The sequence below is a fragment of the Streptosporangium sp. NPDC023615 genome, assembly GCF_040640155.1.
Lineage (GTDB): Bacteria > Actinomycetota > Actinomycetes > Streptosporangiales > Streptosporangiaceae > Streptosporangium.
This window is the reverse complement of the sequence record NZ_JBFABE010000013.1, coordinates 42,480-69,106: the sequence shown is the minus strand read 5'-3', so window position 1 is coordinate 69,106 and position 26,627 is coordinate 42,480. Positions and strand designations below refer to the sequence as shown.

The 26,627-nt window shown below is 72.0% G+C and carries 20 protein-coding genes and 1 pseudogene; 18 read left to right on the top strand and 3 right to left on the bottom strand.

All coding sequences use genetic code 11. The features are described from left to right. The first annotated feature begins 97 nt into the window (after positions 1 to 97). From AB0G16_RS13090 to AB0G16_RS13070, 5 genes and pseudogenes are all read left to right on the top strand, one after another. A complete protein-coding gene (locus tag AB0G16_RS13090) occupies positions 98 to 1,069 on the top strand; it encodes an ABC transporter substrate-binding protein (protein WP_362803335.1) in 972 nt (323 codons plus the stop codon). Between the two features lie 227 nt (positions 1,070 to 1,296). Next, on the top strand, positions 1,297 to 2,310 hold the full coding sequence (locus AB0G16_RS13085) for an iron ABC transporter permease (protein ID WP_362803539.1): 1,014 nt from the start codon (positions 1,297 to 1,299) through the stop codon (positions 2,308 to 2,310). Between the two features lie 91 nt (positions 2,311 to 2,401). Beyond that, on the top strand, positions 2,402 to 3,247 hold the full coding sequence (locus AB0G16_RS13080; protein WP_362803332.1) for an ABC transporter ATP-binding protein: 846 nt from the start codon (positions 2,402 to 2,404) through the stop codon (positions 3,245 to 3,247). Continuing rightward, positions 3,244 to 3,981, top strand: a complete 738-nt coding sequence (locus tag AB0G16_RS13075; RefSeq protein ID WP_362803329.1) for an adenosylcobinamide amidohydrolase — start codon at positions 3,244 to 3,246, stop codon at positions 3,979 to 3,981. Before AB0G16_RS13080 ends, AB0G16_RS13075 begins: the two co-directional genes overlap by 4 nt. Before the next feature lie 62 nt (positions 3,982 to 4,043). Next, positions 4,044 to 4,526, top strand: a pseudogene (locus tag AB0G16_RS13070) (Uma2 family endonuclease); the annotation flags it as partial. Here AB0G16_RS13070 and AB0G16_RS13065 read toward each other — a convergent pair. After that, positions 4,505 to 6,445 carry a hydantoinase B/oxoprolinase family protein gene (locus AB0G16_RS13065; RefSeq protein ID WP_362803326.1) on the bottom strand — a complete coding sequence of 647 codons (1,941 nt, stop codon included), beginning with the start codon at positions 6,443 to 6,445 and terminating at the stop codon, positions 4,505 to 4,507. The pseudogene AB0G16_RS13070 and the gene AB0G16_RS13065 overlap by 22 nt on opposite strands. Next, positions 6,442 to 8,577: a hydantoinase/oxoprolinase family protein gene (locus AB0G16_RS13060; protein WP_362803323.1), complete on the bottom strand. Its 2,136-nt coding sequence runs from the start codon at positions 8,575 to 8,577 to the stop codon at positions 6,442 to 6,444. Before AB0G16_RS13060 ends, AB0G16_RS13065 begins: the two co-directional genes overlap by 4 nt. A 433-nt stretch (positions 8,578 to 9,010) precedes the next feature. On the opposite strand from AB0G16_RS13060, the gene AB0G16_RS13055 reads away from it, so the two are divergent. From AB0G16_RS13055 to gdhA, 4 genes are all read left to right on the top strand, one after another. Next, a complete protein-coding gene (locus tag AB0G16_RS13055) occupies positions 9,011 to 10,582 on the top strand; it encodes a hypothetical protein (RefSeq protein ID WP_362803320.1) in 1,572 nt (523 codons plus the stop codon). A gap of 5 nt (positions 10,583 to 10,587) precedes the next feature. Then, positions 10,588 to 12,123 carry a serine/threonine-protein kinase gene (locus AB0G16_RS13050; RefSeq protein ID WP_362803317.1) on the top strand — a complete coding sequence of 512 codons (1,536 nt, stop codon included), beginning with the start codon at positions 10,588 to 10,590 and terminating at the stop codon, positions 12,121 to 12,123. A 331-nt stretch (positions 12,124 to 12,454) separates the two neighbouring features. Next, positions 12,455 to 13,144 (top strand): response regulator transcription factor, encoded by a 690-nt coding sequence (locus AB0G16_RS13045; RefSeq protein WP_362803314.1) that lies wholly within the window; start codon positions 12,455 to 12,457, stop codon positions 13,142 to 13,144. A 281-nt stretch (positions 13,145 to 13,425) separates the two neighbouring features. Further along, positions 13,426 to 14,769 (top strand): NADP-specific glutamate dehydrogenase, encoded by a 1,344-nt coding sequence (gene gdhA / locus AB0G16_RS13040; protein ID WP_362803311.1) that lies wholly within the window; start codon positions 13,426 to 13,428, stop codon positions 14,767 to 14,769. Between the two features lie 148 nt (positions 14,770 to 14,917). On the opposite strand, the gene AB0G16_RS13035 is transcribed toward gdhA, so the two are convergent. Next, positions 14,918 to 15,913, bottom strand: coding sequence for a phosphotransferase (locus tag AB0G16_RS13035; RefSeq protein WP_362803308.1), 996 nt, complete (start codon positions 15,911 to 15,913; stop codon positions 14,918 to 14,920). A gap of 278 nt (positions 15,914 to 16,191) precedes the next feature. On the opposite strand from AB0G16_RS13035, the gene AB0G16_RS13030 reads away from it, so the two are divergent. The 9 genes from AB0G16_RS13030 (at position 16,192) to AB0G16_RS12990 (ending at position 26,478) form a co-directional block, all read left to right on the top strand. After that, positions 16,192 to 17,544, top strand: a complete 1,353-nt coding sequence (locus AB0G16_RS13030; protein WP_362803305.1) for an MFS transporter — start codon at positions 16,192 to 16,194, stop codon at positions 17,542 to 17,544. Between the two features lie 222 nt (positions 17,545 to 17,766). After that, positions 17,767 to 18,528: a carbonic anhydrase family protein gene (locus tag AB0G16_RS13025; RefSeq protein WP_362803302.1), complete on the top strand. Its 762-nt coding sequence runs from the start codon at positions 17,767 to 17,769 to the stop codon at positions 18,526 to 18,528. Between the two features lie 134 nt (positions 18,529 to 18,662). Then, the gene (locus AB0G16_RS13020; RefSeq protein ID WP_362803299.1) at positions 18,663 to 19,244 is read left to right on the top strand and encodes a putative glycolipid-binding domain-containing protein; all 582 of its coding nucleotides are present in this window, start codon (positions 18,663 to 18,665) and stop codon (positions 19,242 to 19,244) included. 311 nt (positions 19,245 to 19,555) lie between these two features. Next, positions 19,556 to 19,879 (top strand): DUF1961 family protein, encoded by a 324-nt coding sequence (locus AB0G16_RS13015; protein ID WP_362803296.1) that lies wholly within the window; start codon positions 19,556 to 19,558, stop codon positions 19,877 to 19,879. After that, positions 19,876 to 20,451, top strand: coding sequence for a DUF624 domain-containing protein (locus tag AB0G16_RS13010; RefSeq protein WP_362803293.1), 576 nt, complete (start codon positions 19,876 to 19,878; stop codon positions 20,449 to 20,451). Before AB0G16_RS13015 ends, AB0G16_RS13010 begins: the two co-directional genes overlap by 4 nt. Beyond that, positions 20,451 to 21,998, top strand: coding sequence for an extracellular solute-binding protein (locus AB0G16_RS13005; RefSeq protein ID WP_362803290.1), 1,548 nt, complete (start codon positions 20,451 to 20,453; stop codon positions 21,996 to 21,998). Before AB0G16_RS13010 ends, AB0G16_RS13005 begins: the two co-directional genes overlap by 1 nt. 73 nt (positions 21,999 to 22,071) lie before the next feature. Beyond that, positions 22,072 to 23,049, top strand: a complete 978-nt coding sequence (locus tag AB0G16_RS13000) for an ABC transporter permease subunit (protein WP_362803287.1) — start codon at positions 22,072 to 22,074, stop codon at positions 23,047 to 23,049. A gap of 10 nt (positions 23,050 to 23,059) precedes the next feature. Continuing rightward, the gene (locus AB0G16_RS12995) at positions 23,060 to 23,977 is read left to right on the top strand and encodes a carbohydrate ABC transporter permease (protein WP_362803285.1); all 918 of its coding nucleotides are present in this window, start codon (positions 23,060 to 23,062) and stop codon (positions 23,975 to 23,977) included. After that, positions 23,974 to 26,478: a Tat pathway signal sequence domain protein gene (locus tag AB0G16_RS12990; protein ID WP_362803283.1), complete on the top strand. Its 2,505-nt coding sequence runs from the start codon at positions 23,974 to 23,976 to the stop codon at positions 26,476 to 26,478. The genes AB0G16_RS12995 and AB0G16_RS12990 overlap by 4 nt, the downstream gene beginning before the upstream one ends. The last annotated feature ends 149 nt before the right edge of the window (positions 26,479 to 26,627 follow it).

The following is a 26,627-nucleotide window of genomic DNA, read 5'->3' as shown; positions in this document are numbered from 1 at the left end:
CAGGTCGCCTCCGCCGCGTCGACGTCGTCGACCCTCGTGGAAAAGGGTGATCCGTCCTTACCGGGTCTCTCGGTTCCGGCAACTGAAAGGACCTCGTGTGAGGCCCGTACGCAGCGCCCTCGCCGGTGCCCTGCTCGCCGCGCTCTCCCTGGCCGGGTGCGGCCAGAGCTCCCCCGCCGCCTCCCCGGCCGCGACCACCGCCGCCACTCCCTCGGCCGGCACGGTCTCCACCCCGTCGGCGGCCGGTTTCCCCGTCACCGTCGAGGCGGGCAACGGCTCCGTCGCCGTGGCGCGCAGGCCGGAGCGGATCGTCTCGCTCTCGCCGACCGCCACCGAGAGCCTGTTCGCCATCGGCGCCGGTCCGCAGGTGGTCGCCGTGGACGACCAGTCCAACCATCCCGCCGACGCCCCCAAGAGCGAGCTGTCCGGCTTCAAGCCGAACGTGGAGGCCATCGTCGCCAAGAAGCCCGACCTGGTGGTGATCGCCAACGACACCGAGAGCCTCGTGGCCTCGCTGGGCAAGGTCGGCGTCCCCGTACTGCTGGAGCCCGCCGCCACCAAGCTGGACGAGGCCTACGACCAGATCACCGACCTCGGCGCCGCCACCGGCAACGTGGACCGGGCCGCCGAGCTCGTCGCCGGGATGCGCGGGCAGCTCGACGAGATCGCCGCCGCCGCGCCCAAGGACGCGAAGCTCACCTACTACCACGAACTGGACGTCACCCCCTACGCGGCCACCTCCACCACGTTCATCGGCCAGGTCTACGGGCTGTTCGGCCTGACCAACATCGCCGACAAGGCCCCCGACGCGGCCGGAGGCTACCCCAAGCTCTCGGCCGAGTTCGTGGCCCAGGCCGACCCCGACCTGATCTTCCTGGGTGACACCAAGTGCTGCGGCCAGTCCAAGGACACGCTCGCCAAGCGCCCGGGCTGGTCCAAGCTGTCGGCGATCGAGAACGACCGGGTCGTCCCGCTCGACGACGACATCGCCTCCCGCTGGGGGCCGCGCGTCGTGGACCTGGCCAGGGAGGTCGGCGACGCCGTCCAGAAGGCCGCGACCGGCGGGTGACCCTCTAAGTGGCCGACCCCTCCCGCCGCCTCCCCGGAACCCGGGGCACCCGTACCGGCACCGGAACCGACACCGGTTTCGGCATCGATCCCGGCACCGAAACCGGCACCGGCACCGGGACCGGTGCCGACGTCCGCGTCGGCACCGGTACGGGCGCCGGCGTCGGCACCGGCGTCGACGCCGGCGCGGACCGGCGGGCCGGGTCGCGGGCATGGCAGGCGACCCGGCTGAGCCCGGCCGTCGCCTCCGCCGCCGTCGGCCTGCTCCTGGCGAGCATGCTCGCCGGTCTGCTGGCCGGCGCGGCCGACATCGCGCCGCGCAGCGTGATGCTCCAGCTTCTCGACTGGCTCCCGCTGGTCACGGCCGACTCCGGGCTCGCCCCGGTCGAGCTGGGCCTGCTTTCGGAGATCCGGCTGCCCCGCGTCGTGCTCGCCGCGCTCGTCGGCGGTCTGCTGGCCATCGCCGGGGCCGGCTACCAGGGCGTCTTCCGCAACCCGCTGGCCGACCCCTACCTGCTCGGAGCCGCCGCGGGCGCCGGGCTGACGACCACCGCGGCGATCATCTTCAGCCGGGGCGACGACATGGCCGTCGGCGTCCCCATCGCCGCCTTCGCCGGAGCCGTCGGCGGCGTGCTCCTCGCCTACGGGCTGGGCAGCGTGGCGGGCCGGGGCGGCGGCACCGCGACCCTGGTCCTCGCGGGGGTGGCGGTGACCTCCTTCCTCACCGCCGTCCAGACGTTCCTGCAGCAGCTCCGGGTCGAGGAGCTCCAGCGCATCTACGCCTGGATCCTCGGCGACCTCGGCGGCGGCTGGGAACAGATCACGCTGATCGCCCCGTACGCGGCGATCTCGGTGGCGATCATGCTGCTGCACGGCAGGCTGCTCGACGTGCTCTCGGTCGGCGACGACGAGGCCGTCACCCTGGGCCTGAACGCCACCCGCGTCCGGCTCGTCGTGCTGCTGGCGGCCTCCCTGGCCACCGCCGCCGCCGTCGCGGTCAGCGGGCTGATCGGCTTCGTCGGCATCGTGGTGCCGCACGCGGTCCGCCGCCTGACGGGGACGTCGTACCGGATCGTGCTGCCGATCTCGCTGATCGGCGGGGCCGCCTTCCTGGTCCTGGCCGACCTGCTCGCCAGGACCGTGCTCGCCCCCGCCGAGCTGCCCATCGGGGTGGTGACCGCCTTCATCGGAGCCCCGTTCTTCGTGGCGGTGCTGCGGATGACCCGGAGGATGGAGACGTGACCCCGCCCGCGCCCCGCCCGGTGCCGTGCCGGGCGGCTCACCGGGTCCCGTTCCGGGCACCTCACCGGGTCCCGCGACGGGAGGGGACCCCGTGACCCGCCTGACGGTGCGGGACCTGTCGGTCGTGCTGGACCGGCGGCCCGTGCTCTCCGAGGTCGGCCTCGACGTCCGCGACGGCGGCTGGCTGGCCGTCATCGGAGCCAACGGCGCGGGCAAGTCCACGCTGCTGCGCGCCCTGGCCGGGGTGCTGCCCTACGACGGCGAGGTGCTCGTCGACGACGCCCCCGTCCGGCGGATACGGCACAGGGACCGTGCCCGCCTGCTGGCCTACGCCCCGCAGGCCCCGGCGCTGCCGGTCGACATGACCGTGTTCGACTACGCCCTGCTCGGCCGGACCCCGTACATCCCCTACCTGGGGCGCGAGGGGCGGCGCGACCGGGAGGTGACCGCGTCGGTGCTGGAGCGGCTGGACCTGTCGCCGCTGGCCGCCCGCCCGCTCGGCAGGCTGTCCGGCGGCGAACGCCAGCGCGTCGTGCTCGCCAGGGCGCTGTCCCAGCAGGCCCCGGTGCTGCTGCTGGACGAACCCACCACGGCCCTGGACCTGGGACACCAGCAGCAGGTGCTGGAGCTGGTGGACCGCCTGCGGCTGGCCGACGGGCTGACCGTCGTCACGACCCTGCACGACCTGAGCCTGGCCGGTCAGTACGCTGACGCGATGACGCTGCTCTCGGCCGGCCGGGTGGCCGCCTCCGGGACCCCGGCCGAGGTCCTCACCGAGGAGCTGATCGCCGAGCACTTCGAGGCCCGCGTCCGCGTCGGCACCGGTTCCTCGGGCAGGCCCGAGGTCCACCTGGAGCGACCGGCGGCGGAGCCGATCCCGGATCACCGGGAGCGGCCGGCGGCGGCACAGGCCCCGGGCCACCTGGAGCGGCCGTGACGGCGGAGCCGATCCTGGGCCACCGCCACGAGGACGGCGCCCGGCTGGCCTGCCTGCTGTGGGAGTTCGGCCCCGGGTGGCGGGCGATCTCCTCGGCCGTGCTCGGCGGCGGCATCGGCCCGGCCGCCTGGGCGCTCAACGCGCAGGTCGTCGCCGGGTACGCGCGGATGGACCCGGTGGAGCACCTGCTGGAGCTGGCCCCGCCGGGGCCGGGGGTGGGCATGCTCACCGCGGCGTCGGTCGACCGCTTCACCCGGGCCGCCGACGGGGAAGTGGAGGCCGTGGCGACCGTCGGCCTGCGCGTCCCCACCTGGGCCGCCGCCCCCGAGGGCGTGCCCGACCCCGAACTGGCCCCGATGCTCCTGCCCGGCCCGGAGCCGGCCCGGACACGCCTGCCCGCTCCCGCGCCGGCCCCGGCGCGCCCGCCGGGAACGGTCAACATCATCGTGGCCGTGCCGGTCGCGATGAGCGACGCGGCCCTGGTCAACGCGGTCATGACGGTGACCGAGGCCAAGACCCAGGCGCTGCTGGAGGCCGGCTTCCCCTGCACCGGCACCGCCTCCGACGCGGTCTGCGTCGCCGTCCCCGAGCGCCGTCCCGGGCATGGTCCCCAGGAGCCGTTCGGAGGGCCCCGTTCCACGTGGGGCGCCCGCATCGCCCGCGCCGTCCACGCCGCGGTTCGTGAAGGCGCCCATCTTTGGTCGAATCGTGACGCGGCGACTACGCAACGTTGAGGAAATGCGGGAAGTAGCATGTGGACGAAGGTGAGACTCCCGATACTGGGCGGGTGACGACGATGGCGACGACGGAGCCGACGACCAGGCGGACGGTTCTTCACGGAGAGCCGCCGTTCACTGTCGATGACCTGCTCAGGTTCCCCGACGACGGGAACCGCTACGAGCTCTTCAACGGGAGCCTGCTGGTGAGCCCTTCCCCTGTCCCCCTGCATCAGTACGCGATTCTGTGTCTCGCGTGGATTCTCAAAGAGGCCGCGCCACCGGGGCTGCATCCGATACAGGAGGTCAACCTCCGGGTGAGCGACCGTGACTTCTTCATCCCCGACCTCATCGTGGTGCCGATGCAGACGATCAGGGAAACGGAGCTGATGTTCGCTCCACGCGACGTCCTGCTGGCCGTCGAGATCGTCAGCCCGAGCACTCAGGCGCGGGACCGCCACCTCAAGAGGGCCGCCTACGCCGCGGCGGGTATTCCCCTCTACTGGCGGATCGAGCTGTCCGACACGCCGTCCGTCCATGTTCACGAGCTCGCCGGTGACGAGTACAAGCCCGCCGAGAGGCACGACGCGGGAGAGGTCGCGAAGCTGTCCGCCCCGTTCGAGGTGTCCTTCGACCCGGCCGTGCTGGTTGGCCTCGGGACCTGAGCCGTGCCGTCGCCGGAGACGGTGACGCCGTAGTCGGTGAGGGCGCCGCGCCGGGTGACGCGCCCGGCGCCGAGATCGGCCAGGACCTCCTCGACGGGCCGCTCGTGCGGCGGGCCGATGCCGCCGCCCCCGGTCGTCTCGACCACGAACGCCTCGCCCGCCGCGAAACGGACGTTGTTCGCCTTGGAGGGGAGGCGTTCCAGCGTCCCGTCCGCCCGCCGCAGGAAGAAACCGCCCAGCCGTCCCGGCAGGCCGCCCGCACGGCCGGGCGGAGCGTTGCGCAACCGGTCGCCGCGCGTGGTGACGTGGGCGTCGGCCAGGAAGCGGATCACCGTGCGGGAGCCCAGCCCGCCCCGGTGGCGGCCGGGGCCACCGGAGTCGGGGATCGTCTCCACCGACTCCACCAGCAGCGGGCAGCGGGTCTCCACCGGCTCGGCCTGCGGGACCGAGTTGCGGCCGATGCCGAAGTGCACGCCCGTCGCGTCCGGCCCGTCCTTGCCGTGCCGCGCGCCGACCCCGCCGAAGTCGTACGAGAGGTGGATCCAGTACGGCGCCTCGACGGCCGCGATGGAGAACGGCTGCAGGATGCCGCTGGCGGCGATGGCACGCTCGGGCATCGCGTCCGAGAGCGCCTGGAAGACTGCCTCCATCGCCGCGTAGATCGGGACGAACCGGCCGCCGCACGGGTGGGGTGAGCGGGCGTTCAGCAGCGAGCCGGGCGGCAGCCGCACCTCGATCGCCCGCAGGCAGCCGTCGTTCATCGCGATGGACGGGTCCAGGAAGCAGCGGGTGGCGAACACCGCCGCGGCCAGCGACTGCGAGAGTGAGGCGTTGATCGCCGCGGGGACCTGGGGGCCGGTGCCCTCGAAGTCCAGCACGGCCGCCCGGCCCGGGGCGAGGGTGACCGCGACCCTGACGGTGTGCGGGACCGTGACGTCGATGCCGTCGTCGTCGATCGGGTACGACGCCTCGTAGCGTCCGGCCGGCAGGGTCGCCAGGGCCGCGCGGGTCATGGCCTCGGTGTGGTCGAGGTAGTCGTCGACGCCCCGGGCGAGCCCGTCCGGGCCGTACTCGGCGATCAGCGCCTCCATCCTGGCGGCGGCGACCGCGGTTCCCGCGACGAGCGCGCGCACGTCGCCCATGACCTTGTCCGGGGTGCGGCTGTTGGCCCGCAGGATCGCCTCGATCGCCGGTTCCACGCCCCGCGCGGTGGCCAGCAGGATCGGCGGGAGCTGGAGTCCTTCGAGGAAGACGTCGGTGGCCAGCGGCGCCATGCCGCCCGCCGACAGCCCGCCGAGGTCGGAGACGTGGATCATCGTCGCGGTGAAGTACGCGGGCTCGCCGGAGACGAAGACCGGCCGGTAGACGAGCAGGTCGTTGGTGTGCACGCCGCCCCGGTAGGCGTCGTTCAGCGCGAACACGTCGCCGGGCCGCATGCCGGCGGCGGGGACGTCCTTCAGCAGCTCGGGCAGGGCGACCTTCAGCGCCATGCTGTTCATCAGTGTGGTCGCCGTCGACTGGGCGATCAGGCGCCCGCCCGCGTCGAGGATCGCCGCCGAGGCGTCCGACCCCTCGACGATGAACGTCGAGTACGCCGAGCGCACCACCACGATGCCGGCCTCCTCGGCCGCCACCACCAGCGCGTTCCGCAGAACCTCCGCGGTCAGCGTCTCCGTTCCCGCCTGACCCGTCCTCGCCGGTCCGTTCCCATCCGCCCCGTTCCCGCCGGGTCCGTTCCCGCTCTGTCCGTTCCGGCCCGCCCCGTTCCCGCCGGGTCCGTGGCCGGCCGCGGGGGGCGTCGGGTGGTCCGCCGTCATCCGGTCCGTCCCTCCGGCCGGGGCGACCCGTCCGCGGTGAGGACCACGGACAGGTCGCCGGTGAGCCGGGCCGTCCACCCCGGCGGCACCACGATCGTCGCCTCGGCGTCCTCGACGATCGCCGGTCCCGCCGTCTCGCGCAGGTCCGCCCTGGTGTACACCGGCACCGGCGTGTACCCGCCCGTCTCGGGGAAGTACGCCTCCCGCCTCGTCCGGGGACCCCCGGGGGCGCCGGGCTCCCGGGGAGGGACGAACGCCTCGCCCGCCCTGTCGCCGGTCCTGTCGCCGGCCCTGTCGTCGGCTTCGCCGCCGGAGCCCGTGCGGACCGGACCCGTGCCGGCCGGGCCCGCGGAGGCGGGGGCACGGCTCAGGGTGACGCGGGCGCGGTAGCCCAGGACCTCGACGGGGCCGCGCTGCTCGATGCCGTACACCTGCCGGTAGCGCGCGTGGAACCGGCCGGCCAGCTCGCCGGGGGAGTCGCTCCACGGGACGGTCAGGTCGTGGGCCTGCCCGGCGAGGCGGACGTCGGCCGAGCGGGCGACCGACACGCCGGGGGAGCCGAGGGTGACGTTCAGGTCGGCGGCCGCGGCCTCGGCCAGCGCGGTGAGGACCCGCGCCGGATCGGCGTCCAGGGCGGACAGGACACGCTCGGCGGACAGATCACCGGCCAGCAGCCCGGCCGCCGAGGCGACGCCGCAGCGCGCCGGGACGACCACGGTGGAGATGCCGAAACGGGAGGCGACGCGGGCCGCGTGCATCGGGCCCGCGCCGCCGAAGGCGACCATGACGAACCCCCGGGGGTCGATGCCGCGCTGCACGGTCACCACGTGGACGGCCGACCCCATCGAGGCGTTGGCGATCTCGTGGACCGCGTGCGCGGCCTCGGCCCGGGAGACCCCGAGCGGCCCGGCCAGGCGGCGGTCCACGGCCTCGGCCGCGAGGTCGGGGAAGAGCGGCATGGTCCCCCCGGCGAACGAGACGGCGTCCAGGTAGCCGAGCACCAGGTCGGCGTCGGTCACGGTCGGCTCGTCGCCGCCCAGGCCGTAGCAGGCCGGGCCGGGGGAGGAGCCCGCCGAGCGCGGCCCGGCCCGCAGGGTGCCCGCGGCGTCCACCCAGGCGATGCTGCCCCCGCCGGCCCCGACCTCGGCCAGGTCGACGGCCGGGGTCTTGATCGGCACCCCGGTCCCGGCCCTGCGCCCGCCGAAGCTGCCCTTGCCGCCCACGTGGAACTCGTGGGTGATCTCCGGCTCGCCGTTCCTGATCACGCAGGTCTTGGCGGTGGTGCCGCCCATGTCGAAGGAGACCACGTCCGGATGTCCGGACGCGGCCGCCGCCAGCACGCCGGCGGCGGGCCCGGACTCGATGGTCGCCACGGCCCGGCGGGCGGCCAGTTCGGCGGGCATCACGCCCCCGCTCGAATCCATCACGTGCACCGGCGCGGTGATCCCGAGGCCGGCCAGCCGCGCGGCCAGCCGCCGCAGGTACCCGGCCATGACCGGCCCGACGTACGCGGACATGATCGTGGTCGTGGCCCGCTCGTACTCGCGCAGCTCGGGCCAGACGTCGGAGGAGATCACCACGGCCGGGACGGAGCGGCACAGGATCTCGGCGACCCGCCGCTCGTGGGAGGGGTTCGCGTACGCGTGCAGCAGACAGACGGCGACGGAGGTGACGCCCCGCCGCGCGATCTCCTCGCCGGTCCGGGCCACGGCCGCCTCGTCGAGCGGCTCCAGCACCTCGCCGCGACCGCTCACCCGCTCGGGCACCTCGAAGCAGTCACCGGCGGCGACCGGCGGCGCGGGAGGGTCGAAGCGCAGGTCGTAGCGGTCCTCCTCGACCCTGGCGTAGCGGCCCAGGGGGATCATCGACCGGAACCCGCGCGTGGTGACGAAGGCGACCCGGGCCCCCCGCCGCTCCAGCACCGCGTTGGTGGCCAGCGTGGTCGCGTGCACCACCCGGGTCACCCGGGAGGGGTCGGTACGGCCCAGCACGGCGGCGACGCCGGTGACGATGCCGTCGGCCGGGTCGTCGTGGGTGCTCAGGCACTTGGCGACGGTGATCCCGCCGTCCGGCCCCCGCAGCACCACGTCCGTGAACGTGCCTCCGACGTCGACCCCGATCGAGTGACTCACGAGGGGCAGGCTATTTCCCTAGCAAGCGCTTGTCTACGCAAGGCGGGCGGATCCGGCGCCGACTCCCGTTCCCCTTCCTCCCTCGAAGGGCTATATATACCTTATTTTCTGTTTTCTCCTTTATTGGGGAAATGCGTAGAACCGTCCTTGGATGGGCTTCCGGAAGCGGGCGCGCCGGGGCCCGCGGGCCGATTCCGGTACCCGACCGTTGTCTCCCGGAGGGCCGGGGAGGATTAGACTTTGCGTAACTGCCCGCGACGGGGTGTGGGCATGGTGAAAGGCCGTGAACGGAATGGTGAAGGCCGGAGAGGGATGCCCGGCCCGTGACTCCCGGCGGACCGGAGGGGGAGCGGCGGCGGGTCTCCCTTCTCCGGGCGGTTCACGTGTTCACCCCGTTGTACGACCTTTGGTTCATGCCCGGTAGGGAGCGGCGATGCGGCGGTCTGGTTCGGCACTGGCGATGATCGGGGGTCTGTGCCTGGCGATCGCCGGGACGGTCCCCGCGCTGGCCCACGAGCACCCCAGCGGGATCACCGACCTGGTGACCCCCGCGGTGGTCAGGGTCGAGGCCGTCGCGGACGTCGACATAACGCTGCTCGACCACATCGGCGACCTGAGGCACGTGGAGCGTTCCTACAAGGTGCCGATCGGCAGCGGCACCGCCACCGTGATCAATCCCGAGGGCGGCATGGTCACCCTCACCCGGGTGGTCAGGACCGACCGTGACGTGCGGATCCTCGCCGCCAACAAGGTCTTCGCCGAGCACCACAAGGTCAAGATCCCCGCGGACTTCGAACGGCACAGGCTCAAGGACGACAGGCTCGACCACCACCTGCAGGACTGCTACCCGCCCAAGAAGCCCACCGCCACCTGCATCATCGACGTCACCACCGAGATCACGGCCTTCCCCAACATCGCCCCCGCCGACAAGGAGGGGTTCAAGGCCGAGGTCGTGCGCGTCGGCGACAGGCCCGACAGCCCCGCGGTGCTGGCGCCCGTCGGGCGCGCCGACGGCGGCGCGGGCCTGCCCACCGCCCCGCTCGCCACCACGGTGCCCGCCAAGGAGGGCTCGCCCGTGGCGGTCGCCGGGTTCACCGGCCGGCCCGCCGCGAACCTGCCGGAGACCGTCGACATCGCCCACCTGCGGGCGGGCGGCGCGGGCGAGGGCGGCCGGCAGTTCAAGGACCCGGAGAACAAGGTCGACGAGCCGAGGAAGCTGGGTGCCCTCGTCGACAAGGGGCTGCTCGGCGGCCCGGTCATCGAGGACAAGAAGGGCGAGGTCGTCGGCCTGCTGGTCGGCGGCGGCGCCGACGCCCGCATGATCGGTGTCCGTGAGGTCGTCAAGGCCCTGGCCGAGGCGGACGTCGCCCCCGGGCGCGGGCCGATCGACGCCGCCTTCGAGCAGGCGCTGACCCGCTTCCACACCCACTACTACGGTGACGCCGTCCCGGCCTTCCAGCGCGTGCTGGAGCTCTACCCCGGCCACACCGTGGCCGCCGCGCACCTCAAGACCGCCCAGGCCAAGCGCGGCACCGCCGAGGACGAGGCGACCAGGACGGCGGCCGCCTCCACCGACGCGCCCCGAGGCGCGCCCCTGTGGCCGTTCGTCGCCGGCGGCGGCCTGCTGGTGCTCGCCGTGCTGACCACCGCCTTCCTGCTCTGGCGCCGCAGGCCCGCCGAGCCCGGACCCGGGACCGGGCCCACCACGGCCGCCGACACCCGTCCCCCCATGCCCGACCCGCCGTCCGTCCCGCCCCGGCCGGTCCTCGACGAGCAGGCCGACTCCACCAGGGTGGTCAGCCGCTCCTTCCCGGCGCTGCCCAAGCTCTCCTCGACCGTGCCGGGGCCGGTGCTGGTGGCGCGCGATCCCGGCGCCACCGGTGCCACGGCCCCCCCGGACGGCAGACCGGCCGACGCGGTGCAGAAGTACTGCACCGGCTGCGGAATGCGGCTGGGCCACGCCCACAGCTTCTGCGGCTACTGCGGCCAGCCGACCAAGACGTGACGCCGGTGAACGACAGGGCGCTGATCGGCCGGGAAATGGCCGGCTACCAGATCGAGGACATCATCGGCAAGGGCGGCATGGCCGTGGTCTACCTCGCCGTCGACCCCCGGCTCAACCGCAAGGTGGCGCTGAAGGTCCTCAACCCGCTGCTGGGCGAGGACGAGAGGTTCCGCCAGCGCTTCGTGCTGGAGTCACGCACCGTGGCCAGCATCGACCACCCCAACATCATCCCGATCTACGAGGCCGACAGCGCCGACGACGGCACCCTCTACATCGCGATGCGCTACGTCGACGGCCCCGACCTGCGCAAGCTCTTCTACGACCGGGGCCCGCTGCCGGTCGGCCAGGTCAACCGGATCTTCGCCCAGGTGGCCGCCGCGCTCGACACCGCGCACGCCCACGACCTGGTGCACCGGGACGTCAAGCCCGCCAACATCCTGATCGCCGCGCACACCGAGGGCGACCACGCCTACCTCACCGACTTCGGCATCACCAAGCACCGCACCTCGATCTCCGGGCTGACCCAGACCAACCAGTTCATCGGCACCCCCCGCTACATGTCGCCCGAACAGATCAACAAGGAGCACATCGACGGCCGGTGCGACCAGTACGGGCTGGCCTGCGTGGTCTACGAGGCCCTGTCCGGGCGGCTGCCCTTCCAGCGCGACAACGAGATCGCCCTGCTGTGGGCCCATCTCGCCGAGATCCCCACGCCGCTCACCACGCTCCGCTCGGACCTGCCGCCGCAGGTGGACGGGGTCATGACGCGGGCGCTGGCCAAGTCCCCCGAGCAGCGCTACGAGACCTGCGGCCGGTTCGTCGCGGAACTGCGCGACGCGATCAGCGGCACCGACCGTCCCTACCAGCTCACCCAGGCGCCCCCCTCGACGGCGCCGACCGCTCCCGGGCACAAGCCGGGCGCGGCCTCCGGCCGGAAGGGCATCCTCATCGGCGCGAGCGTGGCGATCACCGCGATCGTCGTGCTGGTGGCGCTGCTCGCCACGTTCCTGCGCGGCGGCGACGCCTGGACGGAGTACCGCGGCTCGGCCGCGGTGCCGATCGCGTTCGAGCACCCCGAGGGCTGGTCCCTGGAGCCGCACGCGGACGTGTTCGTGATGGCCGCGCCCCGGGCCGACCGGTTCCGGACGCTGTTCGCCACGCCCGTCACCGCGGACTGGGCCGCCGCGAACGAGACCATCAAGGACGCTCCCCAGGAGGCCACCGGCCTGTACGCGCAGACGCTCGACACCCTCGACCCGCGCAGCGGCGCCGAGCGGCTGCAGGAGGCCCTGCAGTCCTCCCTCCCCGGCACCGTCAGCGTCTTCTCCCAGGTCGTCCAGACGAACGTGGGCGGCAGGACGGCATCGCGGCTCCAGGGCACGATCGCCGACCCGCAGCGCGGCGGCCGGCTCGACTTCACCGGCTGGGTGGTCGACCGGCCGGACGAGGCGGCACTGCTGATCTACTTCTGCGCGCCCGGCACCTGTGACGCCGCGGTCGCCTACCGGTTCGAGCGGAGCGTCTCCTTCCCCGCCTTCTGAGGCCGTAAGGCCTCCCGGACCCGCGGGGCCGTACGACTCTTCACGCCCTTCCGGGGGCGTACGGCCCGCCCTGTCGGCCCTGCGGCGCCGGTGCCCTCCGGCTTTCCGGGCTCGTGCGGGCGTCTCCTTCGCGGCCCTTCGAGAAAGCGACTTGTGCCCCACTTGTGATCGGCTTGTCCGGGCGTTTTGTCCTATGGGCAAGACGGTCACCAGCCCTTAGTCTCCCCGAACGGCGGTTCTTCTCTCCCGTTCGGCATCCGCGCGCGGCCGCCCGGGCCGTTGAACGCGCGTCCCGGGAACGAGGCGGCCGGTCACCGGTCCAGGAGAAGAAGTGAACATCCGCGTCGTCATCGCCGACGACCAGGCCATGGTCCGCGCCGGGCTGAGGCTCGTGGTGGAGAGCGAGCCGGGCCTGGAGGTGGTCGGCGAGGCCCCCGACGGGATCGAGGCGGTCGCCGTGGCCCGCCGGACCAGGCCGGACGTCGTGCTGATGGACATCTCGATGCCCCGCATGGACGGACTCACCGCCGCCAGGGAGCTCCTGGGCGCGCCCGACCCGCCGAAGGTGGTCATGCTGACCACCTTCGACACCGACGAGAACCTCTACTCCGCCCTGCGCGTCGGGACCAGCGGGTTCCTGCTCAAGGTGTCACCGCCCGAGCAACTGGTGGAGGCGATCCGCGTGGTCGTCGCGGGCGACGCCCTGCTCGACCCGGCCGTCACCACCCGCGTCATCGCCTCCTTCGCCGGACGTCACGACCCCGCGCCCCCGCCGCGGCTCGCCGAGCTCACCCCGCGTGAGCTGGAGGTGCTGCGCTCGCTGGCCCGGGGCCTGACCAATGCCGAGATCGCCGCCGAGCTCTTCGTCGGCGAGGCCACGGTCAAGACCCATGTGGCGCGGGTGCTGATGAAGCTCCACCTGCGCGACCGGGCTCAGGCGGTGGTGTTCGCGTACGAGTCGGGCGTGGTCCGGCCGGGCGGATCGACCGGGCAGGTCGGGCAGGTCGGGCAGGTCGGGTAGGGGGCGCCGGAGACGACCGGCCGGGACCGGAGGGGTCCGGGAGGCCGGGGGACCTGGGGGAGTGGGCGAACACGGGACCTTCCCTGTCCGCGCGGGGTCGCGACGGCCTGCCACCCGGCACCGTAGGGAAGGCCCCCGCGCAGGGTCGTCCGTCGCGGGACTGATCCGGTGGCCGTCCGGCGGGGTAGGAAGATCTCACTACGGACCGGTTGAAGGTGTGAGATGTGCGCCTCATAAGGTCTGGAGCACCGTGTGTGAACCGACGACCGGAAAGACGAGTGATGTTGCACGAGAAACTGGACTCGATCTACGACAGTGTCCTGCGCCGCAACCCTGGGGAGATCGAGTTCCACCAAGCCGTCCGCGAGGTGCTGGAGAGCATCGGACCGGTCCTCGGCAAGCACCCCGAGTACGCCGAATCCAAGATCATCGAGCGGATCTGCGAGCCGGAACGGCAGATCATCTTCCGTGTGCCCTGGGAGGACGACCAGGGCGAGGTGCACATCAACCGCGGCTTCCGGGTCGAGTTCAACAGCGCGCTCGGCCCCTACAAGGGCGGGCTGCGCTTCCACCCCTCGGTCTACCTGGGCATCGTCAAGTTCCTCGGTTTCGAGCAGATATTCAAGAACAGCCTGACCGGCCTGCCGATCGGCGGCGGCAAGGGCGGTTCGGACTTCGACCCCAAGGGCCGTTCCCAGCGCGAGGTCATGCGCTTCTGCCAGAGCTTCATGACCGAGCTCTACCGGCACATCGGCGAGTACACCGACGTCCCCGCCGGTGACATCGGCGTCGGCGGACGCGAGGTCGGCTACCTGTTCGGCCAGTACAAGCGCATCACCAACCGGTACGAGTCCGGCGTGATCACCGGCAAGGGGATCGGCTACGGCGGCGCCCAGGTCCGCACCGAGGCGACCGGGTACGGCTGCGTGTTCTTCGTCGACGAGATGCTGAAGGCGCGCGGCACCTCCTTCGACGGCAAGCGCGTCGTCGTCTCCGGCTCGGGCAACGTCGCCGTCTACGCCGTCGAGAAGGTGCAGCAGCTCGGCGGCACCGTGGTCGCCTGCTCCGACTCCTCGGGCTACGTCGTCGACGAGAAGGGCATCGACCTCGACCTGCTCAAGCAGGTCAAGCAGGCCGAGCGCCTCAGGATGGACGCCTACGCCACGCGTCGCGGCGGCACCGCGTCCTTCGTGGAGGGGCGGAGCATCTGGGAGGTGCCGTGCGAGGTCGCGCTGCCGTCGGCCACCCAGAACGAGATCACCGGCAGGGACGCCGAAGCCCTGGTGCGCGGCGGGTGCGTCGCGGTCGGTGAGGGCGCCAACATGCCCACCACGCCGGAGGGCGTCCGGATCTTCCAGGAGGCGGGCGTCGCCTTCGGTCCCGGCAAGGCCGCCAACGCGGGCGGCGTGGCCACCAGCGCGCTGGAGATGCAGCAGAACGCCAGCCGCGACTCGTGGACCTTCGAGTTCTCCGAGGGCCGCCTTCACGAGATCATGAAGGACATCCACGGCCGCTGCCTGCGCACCGCCGACGAGTACGGCATGCCGGGCAACTACGTGGCCGGTGCCAACATCGCCGGCTTCAAGGGCGTCGCCGACGCGATGCTCTCCCTCGGCCTGATCTGAGGCGTCCGCCGATGACCGCCGAAGGCGCCGGTCATCGGCGTACCGGGCGAGAGGTCCCGTCCGCGGAGCGCGCCGTCGCCCGGTGAGAGGTCCCGTCCGCGGAGCGCGCCGTCGCATGGCGCGAGGTGCCGTCACCGGAGCGCGGCGCCTACCCCGGGAAGAGCCACTCCGTCGCGACCAGGCACTTGCCGACGTAGACCTCCCGGCCCGTCTCGATCCCGTACGCCAGGTCCTCGAACACGCGGCAGCTGCCGTAGAAGACGGCGCGCTCGCGCAGACGGGCACCGGAGGGTCCGTAGGCGGACAGGGCGGCCTCCAGCGCGTCGGGGCCGAGGTCGCGGTACAGCAGGCCGAAGTCGTAGGCCGGATCGACGAGCGCGGCGTCGCTCCAGTCGACGACACCGGTCACCGCCCCGGTGCCGGGATCGACGAGGACGTGCTCGATGCCCAGGTCGTTGTGGGACAGGACCGGCCGGTGCCCGCCGTCCGGGGGAGGGGTTCCCAGGAACGCCCGTACGGCCTCGTGGCAGGCGGCCGGCAGCTCCCCGGCGAGCGCCGGGTAGAGCTCCGCCGCCTCGTCCAGCCACTCCGACGGGGCCGTGCCGTCCTCCTCCACCAGACCGTCCACCCGCTCGGCCGGGACGGCGTGCAGGGCACCGAGCAGCCCGCCGAGCACGGTGCCCACCGCTCCGGCGTACGCCGCCCGCCGCGACCCCGGCAGGCCGAGCAGCGGCACGCCCGCGAGCGTGGGGTAGGCCAGGCAGCCCCGCTCGGGGTCGGTGAACCTCGGCTCGGGAACGGGCAGCGGGGAGACGTCCGCGACCACGGCCAGGAGCCGGGCCTCACGCTCCACCAGCGCCGCCCGGAGCACCGGATCGGGCTCCTTGGCGAAGCGCACGACCAGCTCCCCGCCGACCTCGTACGCGCTGTTGTCCTCGCCCTCACCGAGGGGCGTGACCGTGCCGGCCCGGTGGCCGGGCAGCCGCGCGGCCAGGACCTCGCGGATCCGCGCCTCGTCGGCCTCGGGGACGCGGGTCCCGGAGGTGCCGGGGACGCGTGTCCCGGGGGTCCCCGCCTCGTGCGCCTCGGTCCCGCGGGCCCGCGCGGAACCGTCGTGGTCCTCGTCCCTGGTCCTGCTCTCCATGACGCGACCCTACCGATCACACGGCCGGGCCGCGGAGCCCACCGGTTCGGCCCGTGCGCGCCCGTGGCCGGACGTCCCCGGGGAGAGGGTGCCTCCTCGGGCCGGGAGACGGCGGCGGGCGTCCTCACGGAAGGGGGCGCCTCCTCGGGCCGGGAGCCGGGAGCCGGGAGACGGCGGCGCGCGGCGCGTCCGACGCCTCGCCCGGCCCGCCGGTGAGCGGGTCCCCGCCTCGTGTCATCCCCGCCCCGTCTGCCCGGAAAGCTCGGTAGTGTCCGGCCATGGCCGCTGACGAAGGGGAGGCCCCGGCACCACCGGAGAAGGCCGGCGACGGTCACCGCCCCCCGTCGCGGCTCCGGCCGGTCCTGCGGCGGCATCCCGACTTCCGCCGCCTCTTCGCCGGCAACGCCACGTCGCTGCTCGGGTCGAGCGTCACCACGGTGGCGCTGCCGCTGACGGCGGTCGTCCACCTGGACGCCTCGCCCGCCCAGATGGGCCTCCTCGGTGCGGCGGGGCTGCTCCCGCACCTCGTCCTGGGCCTGCCCGCCGGGGTGTGGGTGGACCGCATGTCCTACCGGCGGACGCTCGTCCTGGCGGACCTGGCGCAGGCCGCGCTCCTGGGCGCGGTCCCGGTCATGGCCGTGCTCGGGTCGCTGCGGATGTGGCACCTGTACGCCGTGGTGGTCCTCGTCGGCGTCTGCGGCCTCTTCGAGAGCGTGGCCGCCCAGTCGTTCACCCCCCTCCTGGTGCCGCGCGAGCGGTTGCTGCCGGCCAACAGCGCGCTCGTGCTGAGCAACGCGACCGTCGCCACGACCGGCTCGGCCGTGGGCGGCCTGCTGGTGTCGCTGCTCACCGCGCCGGTCGCCATCGCCGTCGACGCCGTCTCGTTCCTGCTCGCCGCGCTGTGCAAGGCGCGCATCCGCACCCCCGGACCGGCCGCGGTCCCCGCCGCGGGGCACCGGCGGCACCTGTGGGCCGACGTCCTCGAAGGGGTCCGCGCGGTCCTCGCCCACCGGATCGTCCGCGCCACGACGCTGGCGGCCACCCTCGGCGCGCTCGGCGGCCAGGTCCAGAACGTCGTCCTGATGCTCTACCTGGTCGAGGACCTCACGCTCTCCCCGGCGCTGATCGGCGTGGTCGTCGCGACCGGAGGTGTGGCGGGCGTCCTCGGCGCCCTGGTCGTGACCCGGGTCACCGAGCGCATCGGTCCGGGCCCGTCCTTCGTCGCGGGGATGTCCCTCGCGGCCGTCGCCGGCCCGGTCCTCGCGACGGCGGGCGGCCCCCTGACGCTCACGCTCGCGATCCTGGTCGTGGCCCAGGTGCTGCGAGGGACGGGGCCGTCGCTCTACGGCGTCAACCAGCAGACGCTCCGGCAGGCGCTGATCGCCCCCGCCCTGCTCTCCCGGGTCAACGCCACGTGGAGATTCCTGGTCTACGGGACGCAGCCCCTCGGCGCGCTTCTCGGCGGGTTGCTCGGATCGGTGCTCGGCCTGCGGGCCACCCTCGTCGTCGGCGGCGGCGTGATGCTCGCCGGCGTCGCCGTCGCCCTCGCCTCACCCCTGCGCTCGCTGCGCGAGCTGCCCGCGGGGGAGTGCGGCGACGACCCGGCGCCGTCCGGTACGACGACCCCGTGACCGCCGTCACCGAGGTCCGCCCCCGCTTGTAATCAGATGTTTACTTGTGATCGCGCGGGGCGCTGAAAACCAGGTTGAGAATTCACTTTCTCCCACTAGTCTCACCAATGCTTTATGTCACCTTTAATTCTGGCATAGGGCTCTTGCGTGTCTTCAGGTGACATAGCGGACATACTTCGTATGAAAGGCATTCTGGTGCGGTATCGTCTGGCTCCCCTCGCGGTGGCTGCCGCTTTCCTCCTCCCGTTCATCACCCTCCCCGCCCCCGTGCAGGCGCGCGCCGAACGGCCGTGCCACGGCACCGGCACCGACGCCGCGGTGCAGAGTCCCATCACGATCGACCGCTCGGCGGCGTGCCCGGGTGCCCAGGCCCCGCTCGAGGTCCACTATCCGAGCAGCGTCGACGGAACGCTCCTGTTCCAGGACCGCGCTCCGGTCGGCGAGGCCGGTGAGCACGACGACGTCCGGTTCGTCATCGGCACCGGAGGCGCCCAGCCGTACATCACCTACGGCGGACGGCGGTACAACCTGATCAACGTGCACTTCCACGGGCACGCCGAGCACAGGTTCGCCGGCCAGCCCTTCGCCCCCCTCGAGGCCCACCTGGTCCACGAGAAGGCGACCGGCACGAAGGGCTACGTGGTCTTCTCGGTCCTCGTGGACTCCAAGGACTTCCACGGCCTGTCCGAGCACGACCACCTGATCGCCTCACCCCCGGCCCTCGGCGCCTCCAGGCCCCTGCGCGGCGTCCACCTGAGGGACCTGCTGCCGGCGAACCACACGACCTACCGCTACACCGGCTCGCTCACCACGCCCGACGAGAGCGACGTCTACTTCCAGCCGGTGACCTGGGTCGTGTTCGGCCAGCACGCGAGGGCCCGTCAGCACGACGTCCAGGCCTACAGGTCGCTCTGGGGCGCGGAGAGCAACCACCGGGAGATCCAGGACAACCACCCGGCGCCCAACATCTACTCCTACCACTGAGCCCCTCCCGTCCGGAGCGCCCCGGCCCCGGCGGCGCGCGGGACGATCATGTCCCGCGCGCCGCCGCGCCCGTACCACCGATACGAACACGACGATCGGGGCAGGTGACGTACGGGATCACGGAAGGAGCGGACATGACCTTCGCGACACCGCCGCGGGCGGCGGCCTGGCGGCATCGCGACGCGCGCACCGGCTTCGAGGTGGTCCACTTCCACCCCCTGGACGACGGCCACCGCGTCGAGGGGTGGACGACCGCGGTCGAGGACGGCGTGACCTGGGCCGTCGGCTACGTCATCGAGGTGGACGCCGCCTGGGTCACGCGAAGCGCCGGGATCGGCGGGCACTCGGCCGAGGGGTCCCGCAGCACCATGCTGGAGGCCGACGGCACGGGCCGCTGGCGCGTCGACGGCGAACCGGCCCCCCGTCTGGACGGCTGCCTGGACGTCGACCTGGAGTCCTCGGCGATGACCAACGCCTTTCCCGTGCACCGGCTGGGTCTCGAACCCGGAGCCGCGGCGAAGGCCCCCGCCGCCTACGTGCGCGCCGCCGACCTCGCCGTCGAACGGCTGGAGCAGGACTACCTCCGCGTCGGCGACGAGGGCTCCCGCCGGTGCTACGACTACGCCTCGCCCGCCTTCGGCTTCGCGTGCCGCCTGGTCTACGACGAGTCCGGCCTCGTGCTCGACTATCCCGGTATCGCCGTACGCGAGCTGTGACCCCGCGGGAGGCGTCGGTCCCCGGTCGCCGACGCGTACGTCCGGGTCGGGTCCGGCGGGTGCCGAAGCGACCGCGTCGGCCGTGAACCGGCTCAGGGGGCCTTCGTGGCCATGCGGAACTCCGTGTTCCCCAGATCTCCGTGATCCGGCACTCGAGGTGTCCACCCATCGGAGGAGGGTCCCCGAACACCGTTTCCTGAATTGGGGTCTTGTGCTGCCACAAGAAGAACGTTTTAATCCCCCGTAACGCAGAGCTGACAAGAGCCAGGAGAACATGTGATCGTCTACGGCGGCGCCCGGAACCCGGAGCGGTGGCCGGGACGAGCCTGGACCGCGTCTCCTGCTTCCGCCGGATGTGGCCGCCGGAACGCCGGTGGCACGCCCGCGGCCCGCGCAAGGGCCACGGCTCCCACCTCGTCGCCCAGGGGCCGGACCCGCCGCCCACGGCGCTCGACGCCCAGGAGCCGTACGAGATGCGCCTGACCGTGGCCGGGGCCGGGGTCGCCTTCTCCGTCGACGGCCTGGAGGGCTTCCGCCGGCGCGACGAGCACCCGCCGCCCGGTGGGAAGACCGGCTCTCGCCGGACGGCTCCGCCGATCGGCGAGCACGCCGGTCCGAGGGCGACCTCGCCATGATGCGCCTCTACCCGGCCTTCGACGAGGTGTGGTGGGCCATCCGCCTCAACGCGCTGTGGCTGCTGTTCACCCTGGCCGGCGGCGTCGTCCTGGGCGTCGGCCCGGCGACGGTGGCCGCCTACGCCCTCGCCCGCAGACACGCGATGGGCGAGAGTTTCCCGCCCCTGCGAGCGTTCGCCACCACCTACCGGCGGGAGTTCGCGCGGGGCTCGCTGCTGGTACTTCCGATCCTCCTGGCGGCGGCCGTACTGTCCACCACGACCCTGTACGGCGCGGCCTCCCTGATCGCCCTGCTGCTCCTGGCGATGATCGCGGCGTACCTGCTGCCCATGTACGTCCATTTCGACCTGCGGCCACGCGACTACCTCCCCAAGGCGTCGCGGTTCGCGCTCGCCCGGCCCGCGTCCTCGATCGTGCTGCTGTTCGCCCTGGCGGCGACGGCCTACGCGGTGTCACTCCTGCCCCTCCTGCTTCCCACGCTCGCCGTGGGCGGCTGGATCCAGCTGAACACCTGGCTGGTCCTGCGCTTCTTCGCCGAGAACGAGGCGCTCCTGCTTGCGAAAGGCAACTGATGAACACCACCCCCCGCCGGCTGCTGGCCGGCATGTTTGCGTTAACTACTCTGTTCGGCGTGGCCGCGTGCGGCAGCGGGGACGAAGGGGGCCAGGCCGCGCCCGACGGGCTGAACCTCATGGTCAAGCTCTTCGGTACCGCACCGGATCCCAACGGTGAGATGCACAAGGCCGTGGAGAAGCTCGCCGGCAAGAAGCTCAACATCACCTGGGTGCCGAACGCGGACTACGCCTCGAAGACCAATGTCACCCTGGCCTCGGACAAGCTGCCCGACCTCCTGGTCGTCAACCCCAAGGACGCCGCGTTCACCAAGGCGGCCGAGGCCGGGGCCTTCTGGGATCTGACGGACAAGATCAAGAAGTACCCGAACCTGCCCCAGGACCCCCGGATCCTGGCCAACGCCTCCACCAACGGCAAGAGCTACGGCGTCTACCGGATCCGTCCGCTGCTCCGCTCGGCGATCATGCTGCGCAAGGACTGGCTGGAGAAGCTGGACCTGAAGGAGCCGGAGACCACCGACGACCTCTACGAGATCGCCAAGGCCTTCACCGAGAAGGACCCCGACGGCAACGGCAAGAAGGACACCTACGGCCTGATCCTGCCCAAGTGGCCGGCTCCCAACTTCAGCGCCTCCAGCCCGTACAACGCGATCGACGTCTGGTTCGGCGCCCCGAACGGCCACGCGGTGCGCGAAGGAAAGCTGGTGCCGGAGTTCGACGCCCCCGAGTTCTGGGAGGCGCAGAAGTACATCAAGAAGTTCATCGACGAGGGCCTGACCAACCCCGACTGGGCCACGCTCGACACCGTCAAGTGGCTCGACCCGTTCGTCCAGGGCAAGGGCGGCATCATCATCGACGTCAACGTCCGCGCCGACGAGCTGTTCCAGCTGTTCAAGCAGGCGGACGCGAGCGACTACCAGACCAAGGTCGCGATGGCGGGCAACCTCAAGCGCCCCGACGGCCAGAAGTTCTCGCTGCCCTTCACCGGCTACAACGACGTCGTCGCCATCTCCAAGCAGACCGTCAGGACCGAGGAGCAGCTCGACGAGGTGCTCGCGATGCTGGACAGGCTGGCCTCCAAGGAAGGGGCGACCCTCCTGAACAACGGCATCGAGGGAAAGAACTTCAAGGTCGACGGCGAGTACGCGGTCAAGATCAACGACCAGGACCCGGCCGTCCAGACCATCAACAACGACGTCGAGAAGGCCTTCATCCAGCTCGGCACCAGCGCCAGCGTCGGCTTCTCGAGCGACAAGGCGTACGCGTGGAAGCGCGCCACCCCCGAGGAGCAGGCCATCGAGGAGGAGAAGAAGACCCTGTCCGAACTCGACCTGCAGACGGCGCAGCACGACCCGACCCTGCCCTACATCTCCAAGACCGCGGTGGACAAGGGCGCCACGCTGAACCCGATCCCCACCGACGCGCGGATCAAGTTCCTCGCGGGTGAGCTCACCGAGGAGCAGTTCAAGGCCGAGATCAAGCGCTGGTACGACAGCGGCGGCACCCAGGTCATGGCCGAGCTCCTGGAACTGATCAACAAGGGCTGACGCCCTGACACGCCGTGTTCCGCGAGGGACTCCCCCCGGGTCCCTCGCGGAACACGCGAGAAAGGAGGCCGTCATGGCCACCGACCTGGCACCGGAGCCCGCCGAGGTGGCCACCGGCGAGCCCGCAGGGCCACGCGGCAGGTTGTCCTCACGCCTGTCCATGTTCGGGCGCCACCGCTGGCTCCTCCTGATGCTGCTGCCCGGCCTGGCCTACTTCGCCGTCTTCAGGTACTGGCCGATGTACGGCCTGTCCATCGCGTTCAAGGACTTCGTGCCGTTCCTCGGCGTCGAGGGCAGCGAATGGGTGGGGCTCAAGCACTTCGAGGACCTGTTCACCGGGCCCGACTTCGGCCGCCTGATGCGCAACACGATGATCATCGCGCTGCTGACGATCCTGATCGCCTTCCCGGCGCCGATCATCGTCGCGCTCCTGCTCAACGAACTGCGGGTGCGCTGGCTCAAACGCGCGGTCCAGTCGCTCATCTACATCCCGCACTTCCTGGCCTGGACCATCGTCGCGTCGCTGACGTACCTGCTCTTCTCCGTCGACTACGGCGTGATCGCCGAATGGATCCATTCGATCACGGGCGGGCAGAAGATCGACTACGTCGCCCAGGAGGCGTGGTTCCGGCCGATCATCATGCTGCAGACGGTCTGGAAGACCACCGGCTGGGGCACGATCATCTACCTGGCCGCGCTGGCCGGGGTCAACCCCGACCTGTACGAGGCCGCCCGCATGGACGGCGCCGGGCGCTGGAGCCAGTTCTGGCACATCACCCTGCCCGCCATCCGGCCCACCATCGTCATCATGGCCATCCTCACCTCCGGAAACCTGCTCGACCAGAGCTTCGAGCAGTTCTGGCTGCTGCGGAACTCGCTCAACGCGGACGTCGCCGACGTCTTCGACACCTTCGTCTACTACGTCGGCATCACACAGGGCGGCTACAGCTACGCCACCGCGGTCGGCCTGTTCAAGGGCGTCGCCGGACTGGTGCTCATCTTCGGCTGCAACTGGCTGGCCAAGCGCCTCGGCCAGCGGGGCCTGTTCTGAAGGAGGGTGCATGGCGCACAACCTGACCGCGAAGAAGCTGGCGGAGACCCCCGCCACGGTGAGCAACTACAGCTCCTGGGGCAGCCGGCTCTTCGACGCGTTCAACATCGCGTTCCTCGTCGGCCTGGCGCTGGTGACCATCCTGCCGCTGATGTACGTGCTGGCCGGGTCCTTCGCCACCGAGGCGGAGATCGCCACCAGGCCGTTCTTCCTGTGGCCGGAGACGTTCATCACCGACACCTACGACTACGTCTTCAGCACGCCCGTCTTCCTCAGGGCGATGATCACCACCATCTGCGTGACGGCGGTCGGCACGCTGATACAGGTCATGTTGACGCTCACCATGGCCTACCCGCTGTCCAAACGGGTACTTCCCGGCCGGACCCTGGTGCTGAACCTGGTCATCTTCACCATCGTGTTCAGCGGTGGCATGATCCCCACCTACCTGGTGGTGCGGGACCTCGGCATGCTCGACAGCTACTGGGCGCTGATCCTGCCCCTGGCGATCAACCCCTTCTATCTGATCATCGTCAAGAGCTTCTTCCAGGAACTGCCGGAGGCGCTCGAAGAGGCCGCCCGCATCGACGGCTGCAACGAGCTGGGGGTCTTCTGGCGGATCGTGCTGCCCCTGTCCAAGCCGATCATCGCCACCTTCTCGCTCTTCTACGCGGTCGGCATCTGGAACGACTACATGTCGCCCCTGCTCTACATCAACGACAACGAGAAGTGGACGCTCCAGGTACTGGTCCGGATGCTCACCGGCGTCGACGCCGAGAGCTCTGTCTCGGCCTTCGACTCGGTGCTCTTCCCCGAGCAGGGCATCAAGTTCGCCGTCGTGGTCGTCGCGACCCTGCCGATCCTGCTGGTCTACCCGTTCCTGCAGAAACACTTCGCCAAGGGCGTCATGATCGGTTCGGTGAAGGAATGACCGAAGTGCGCTGGCTCGACGGGCCACGCGGACAGGGGGTCACCTGGGGGGTTCCCTGGCCGCGCGGCACCGTGGCCGCGGGGACCGGTTTCGCCCTGCGCGACGGCACTCCGGTGCAGAGCTGGGTCACCGCCACCTGGCCGGACGGCTCGGTCAAGTGGTCCGCCCACGCCATCGGCCCGCAGGGCGACCCCTCCGACGCCTACGAGCTCCGCCCTCGGGCCGTCACCTCCCCGCCCGAGCATCCGGTCACCGTGACCGGCCGGACGGTCCGCTCGGGCCCGGTCACCTGGCGGCTCGGCGGCGGGCTCATCGAGTCCATCTCGTACACCGAGCCGGAGGGCTCGCGACGACACGGCTCCCGCGAGATCGTCAGGAACGTCCGCCTGGTCAGCGTCCACGACGACGAGGTGACCGCCACCGTCGAGCGGGTCACCGTCGAGCAGGCCGGCCCGATCCGCGCGGTGGTCAGGGTCGAGGGCAGGCACGGCGACCGGCACGCCGGCCGACTGCCGTTCACCGTGCGCCTGTACTTCTACGCGGGCTCGCCCGAGGTCCGCCTGGTCCACAGCTTCGTCTGGGACGGCGATCCGGAGCGCGACTTCCTGCGCGGCCTCGGCCTGCGCGCCGACGTGATCATGCGCGACGAGCCGCACGACCGGCACGTCCGGCTGGCGGGGCCGTCCAGGGAGGTCGGTGAGGCGGGATCGGCGACCGGGTTCCTTACCGGGTTCCTGGCCGAGGCCGTGCGCGGCCTGACCGGCCTGCGCCGCGACCCCGGCGAGGCCGTACGGCGGGCGCAGGTCGAGGGGCGGGCGGCCGATCCGTCGGCGCTGGCCGGCCACCTGCACCTGATCCCCACCTGGAGCGACTACACGCTCGACCAGAACAGTGCCGACGGCTTCCTGCTGCGCAAGCGCACCAAGCCGGGGCACGGCTGGGTGACGATCCCGTCGGGCACCCGCTCCGAGGGGTACGGCTACGTCGGCGGCGTCAGCGGCGGTCTCGGCTTCGGACTGCGTGACTTCTGGAAGCTCCATCCCACCCGGCTCGACATCCGCGGCGCCGCCACCGGCCTGGCGACCGCGACCGTCTGGCTCCACTCTCCCGGCGCCCGGCCCATGGACCTGCGCTTCTGGCACGACGGCCTGGGTCAGGAGAGCCACGCTGAGCAGCTGGAGGGCCTGGAGATCACCTACGAGGACCACGAGCCCGGGTACGGCACGCCGTACGGCATCGCCCGCACCCACGAACTGTCGCTGTGCCTGTTCGAGGCCACCCCGCCGAACGAGGAACTGGCCGAGCGCGCCGCCGGTCTCACCCCGGGGCTGCTGGTCGCCTCCCCCGAGCGGATCAAGGAGGCGGGCGTCTTCGGCACGTGGGCCCCGCGCTCCGACGACGCGCCGATCGAGGAGCGGCTGGACTTCCTCTTCGACCACTACCTCGCGCAGCGGGAGCAACGCCGCTGGTACGGGTTCTGGGACTACGGCGACGTCATGCACACCTACGACGCCGACCGGCACACCTGGCGCTACGACGTCGGCGGCTACGCGTGGGACAACTCCGAGCTGTCACCCGACCTGTGGCTGTGGTACCAGTTCCTGCGCACCGGCCGTGCCGACGTGTTCCGCTTCGCCGAGGCGATGACCCGCCACACCGGTGAGGTGGACGTCTACCACCTGGGCCCCTGGAAGGGCCTGGGCTCCAGGCACAACGTGCAGCACTGGGGCTGCTCCTGCAAGCAGCTGCGCATCTCCAGCGCGATCTACCGGCGCATGTTCTACTACCTGACCGCCGACGAGCGCACCGGCGACCTCATGGACGAACTGTCCGAGGACGCGGTCGCCGCGCTCGACCCCCTGCGGAAGTATCGCGACGTCCCCGGACCGAGGATCGGCCTGGGCACCGACTGGGGCGCGCTCGCGGCGATGTGGCTCACCCGGTGGGAGCGCCACCGCGACGTCGGCGCGCGCGACAGGCTGCTGGGCACGATGGCCGATCTGGCGGCCCTGCCGCACGGCTTCCTGGCCGGGGAGGCGGAGCTGCGTGACGGCCGTCTCCGCCGGACGGCGGACGAGATCACCCTCTCCCACCTGTCGGCGGTCTTCGGGTTGCCGGAGATCTGCGCGGAACTGATCGACCTCGACCTGGGGGTGGCCGGTTTCGAGGAGATCTGGCTGGAGTACTGCCGCCGCTATCTCACCGACCCGGAGCTCAGGGGGGTCTCGCTGATCCAGGCGCACAGCCGCCTGGCGGCCTACGCCGCCGGCCGTACCGGAGACCGGGGTCTGGCCGACGTGGCCTGGCACGCCTTCGACGTCGGCGAGGGCGACCAGCTCAACGTCAACCCCCTCCAGGCCCGGCGCGACTGGCGGCTCACCCACGTCCGGGACGTGAGCGTCCTCATGCCCGTCGACGAGGCCCCCTACGTCTCCACCAACGACGCCAGCCAGTACGCGCTGGCGGCGATCCAGCTCCTGGCACTCATCCCTCGCAGGTAGGTACTCGCCAGGGAGCCGACCTTCGCGCTGAGCCGCGGCGCCGCGGCTCAGCGGCTCAGCTGCTCAGCTGCTCAGCGGCTCAGGCGACGATGTCGCGCCGCGACCGGGCCTCGGCCGAACCCACCTCCCGGCGCGGTCACGGCACGACT

Coding starts and splice junctions, on each gene's coding strand:
- AB0G16_RS13065 (WP_362803326.1), bottom strand. CDS start 6,445: ATGACGGCGGACCACCCGACGCCCCCCGCGGCCGGCCACGGACCCGGC.
- AB0G16_RS13055 (WP_362803320.1), top strand. CDS start 9,011: ATGCGGCGGTCTGGTTCGGCACTGGCGATGATCGGGGGTCTGTGCCTG.
- gdhA (WP_362803311.1), top strand. CDS start 13,426: ATGTTGCACGAGAAACTGGACTCGATCTACGACAGTGTCCTGCGCCGC.
- AB0G16_RS13035 (WP_362803308.1), bottom strand. CDS start 15,913: ATGGAGAGCAGGACCAGGGACGAGGACCACGACGGTTCCGCGCGGGCC.
- AB0G16_RS13030 (WP_362803305.1), top strand. CDS start 16,192: ATGGCCGCTGACGAAGGGGAGGCCCCGGCACCACCGGAGAAGGCCGGC.
- AB0G16_RS13020 (WP_362803299.1), top strand. CDS start 18,663: ATGACCTTCGCGACACCGCCGCGGGCGGCGGCCTGGCGGCATCGCGAC.
- AB0G16_RS13010 (WP_362803293.1), top strand. CDS start 19,876: ATGATGCGCCTCTACCCGGCCTTCGACGAGGTGTGGTGGGCCATCCGC.
- AB0G16_RS13005 (WP_362803290.1), top strand. CDS start 20,451: ATGAACACCACCCCCCGCCGGCTGCTGGCCGGCATGTTTGCGTTAACT.
- AB0G16_RS13000 (WP_362803287.1), top strand. CDS start 22,072: ATGGCCACCGACCTGGCACCGGAGCCCGCCGAGGTGGCCACCGGCGAG.
- AB0G16_RS12995 (WP_362803285.1), top strand. CDS start 23,060: ATGGCGCACAACCTGACCGCGAAGAAGCTGGCGGAGACCCCCGCCACG.
- AB0G16_RS12990 (WP_362803283.1), top strand. CDS start 23,974: ATGACCGAAGTGCGCTGGCTCGACGGGCCACGCGGACAGGGGGTCACC.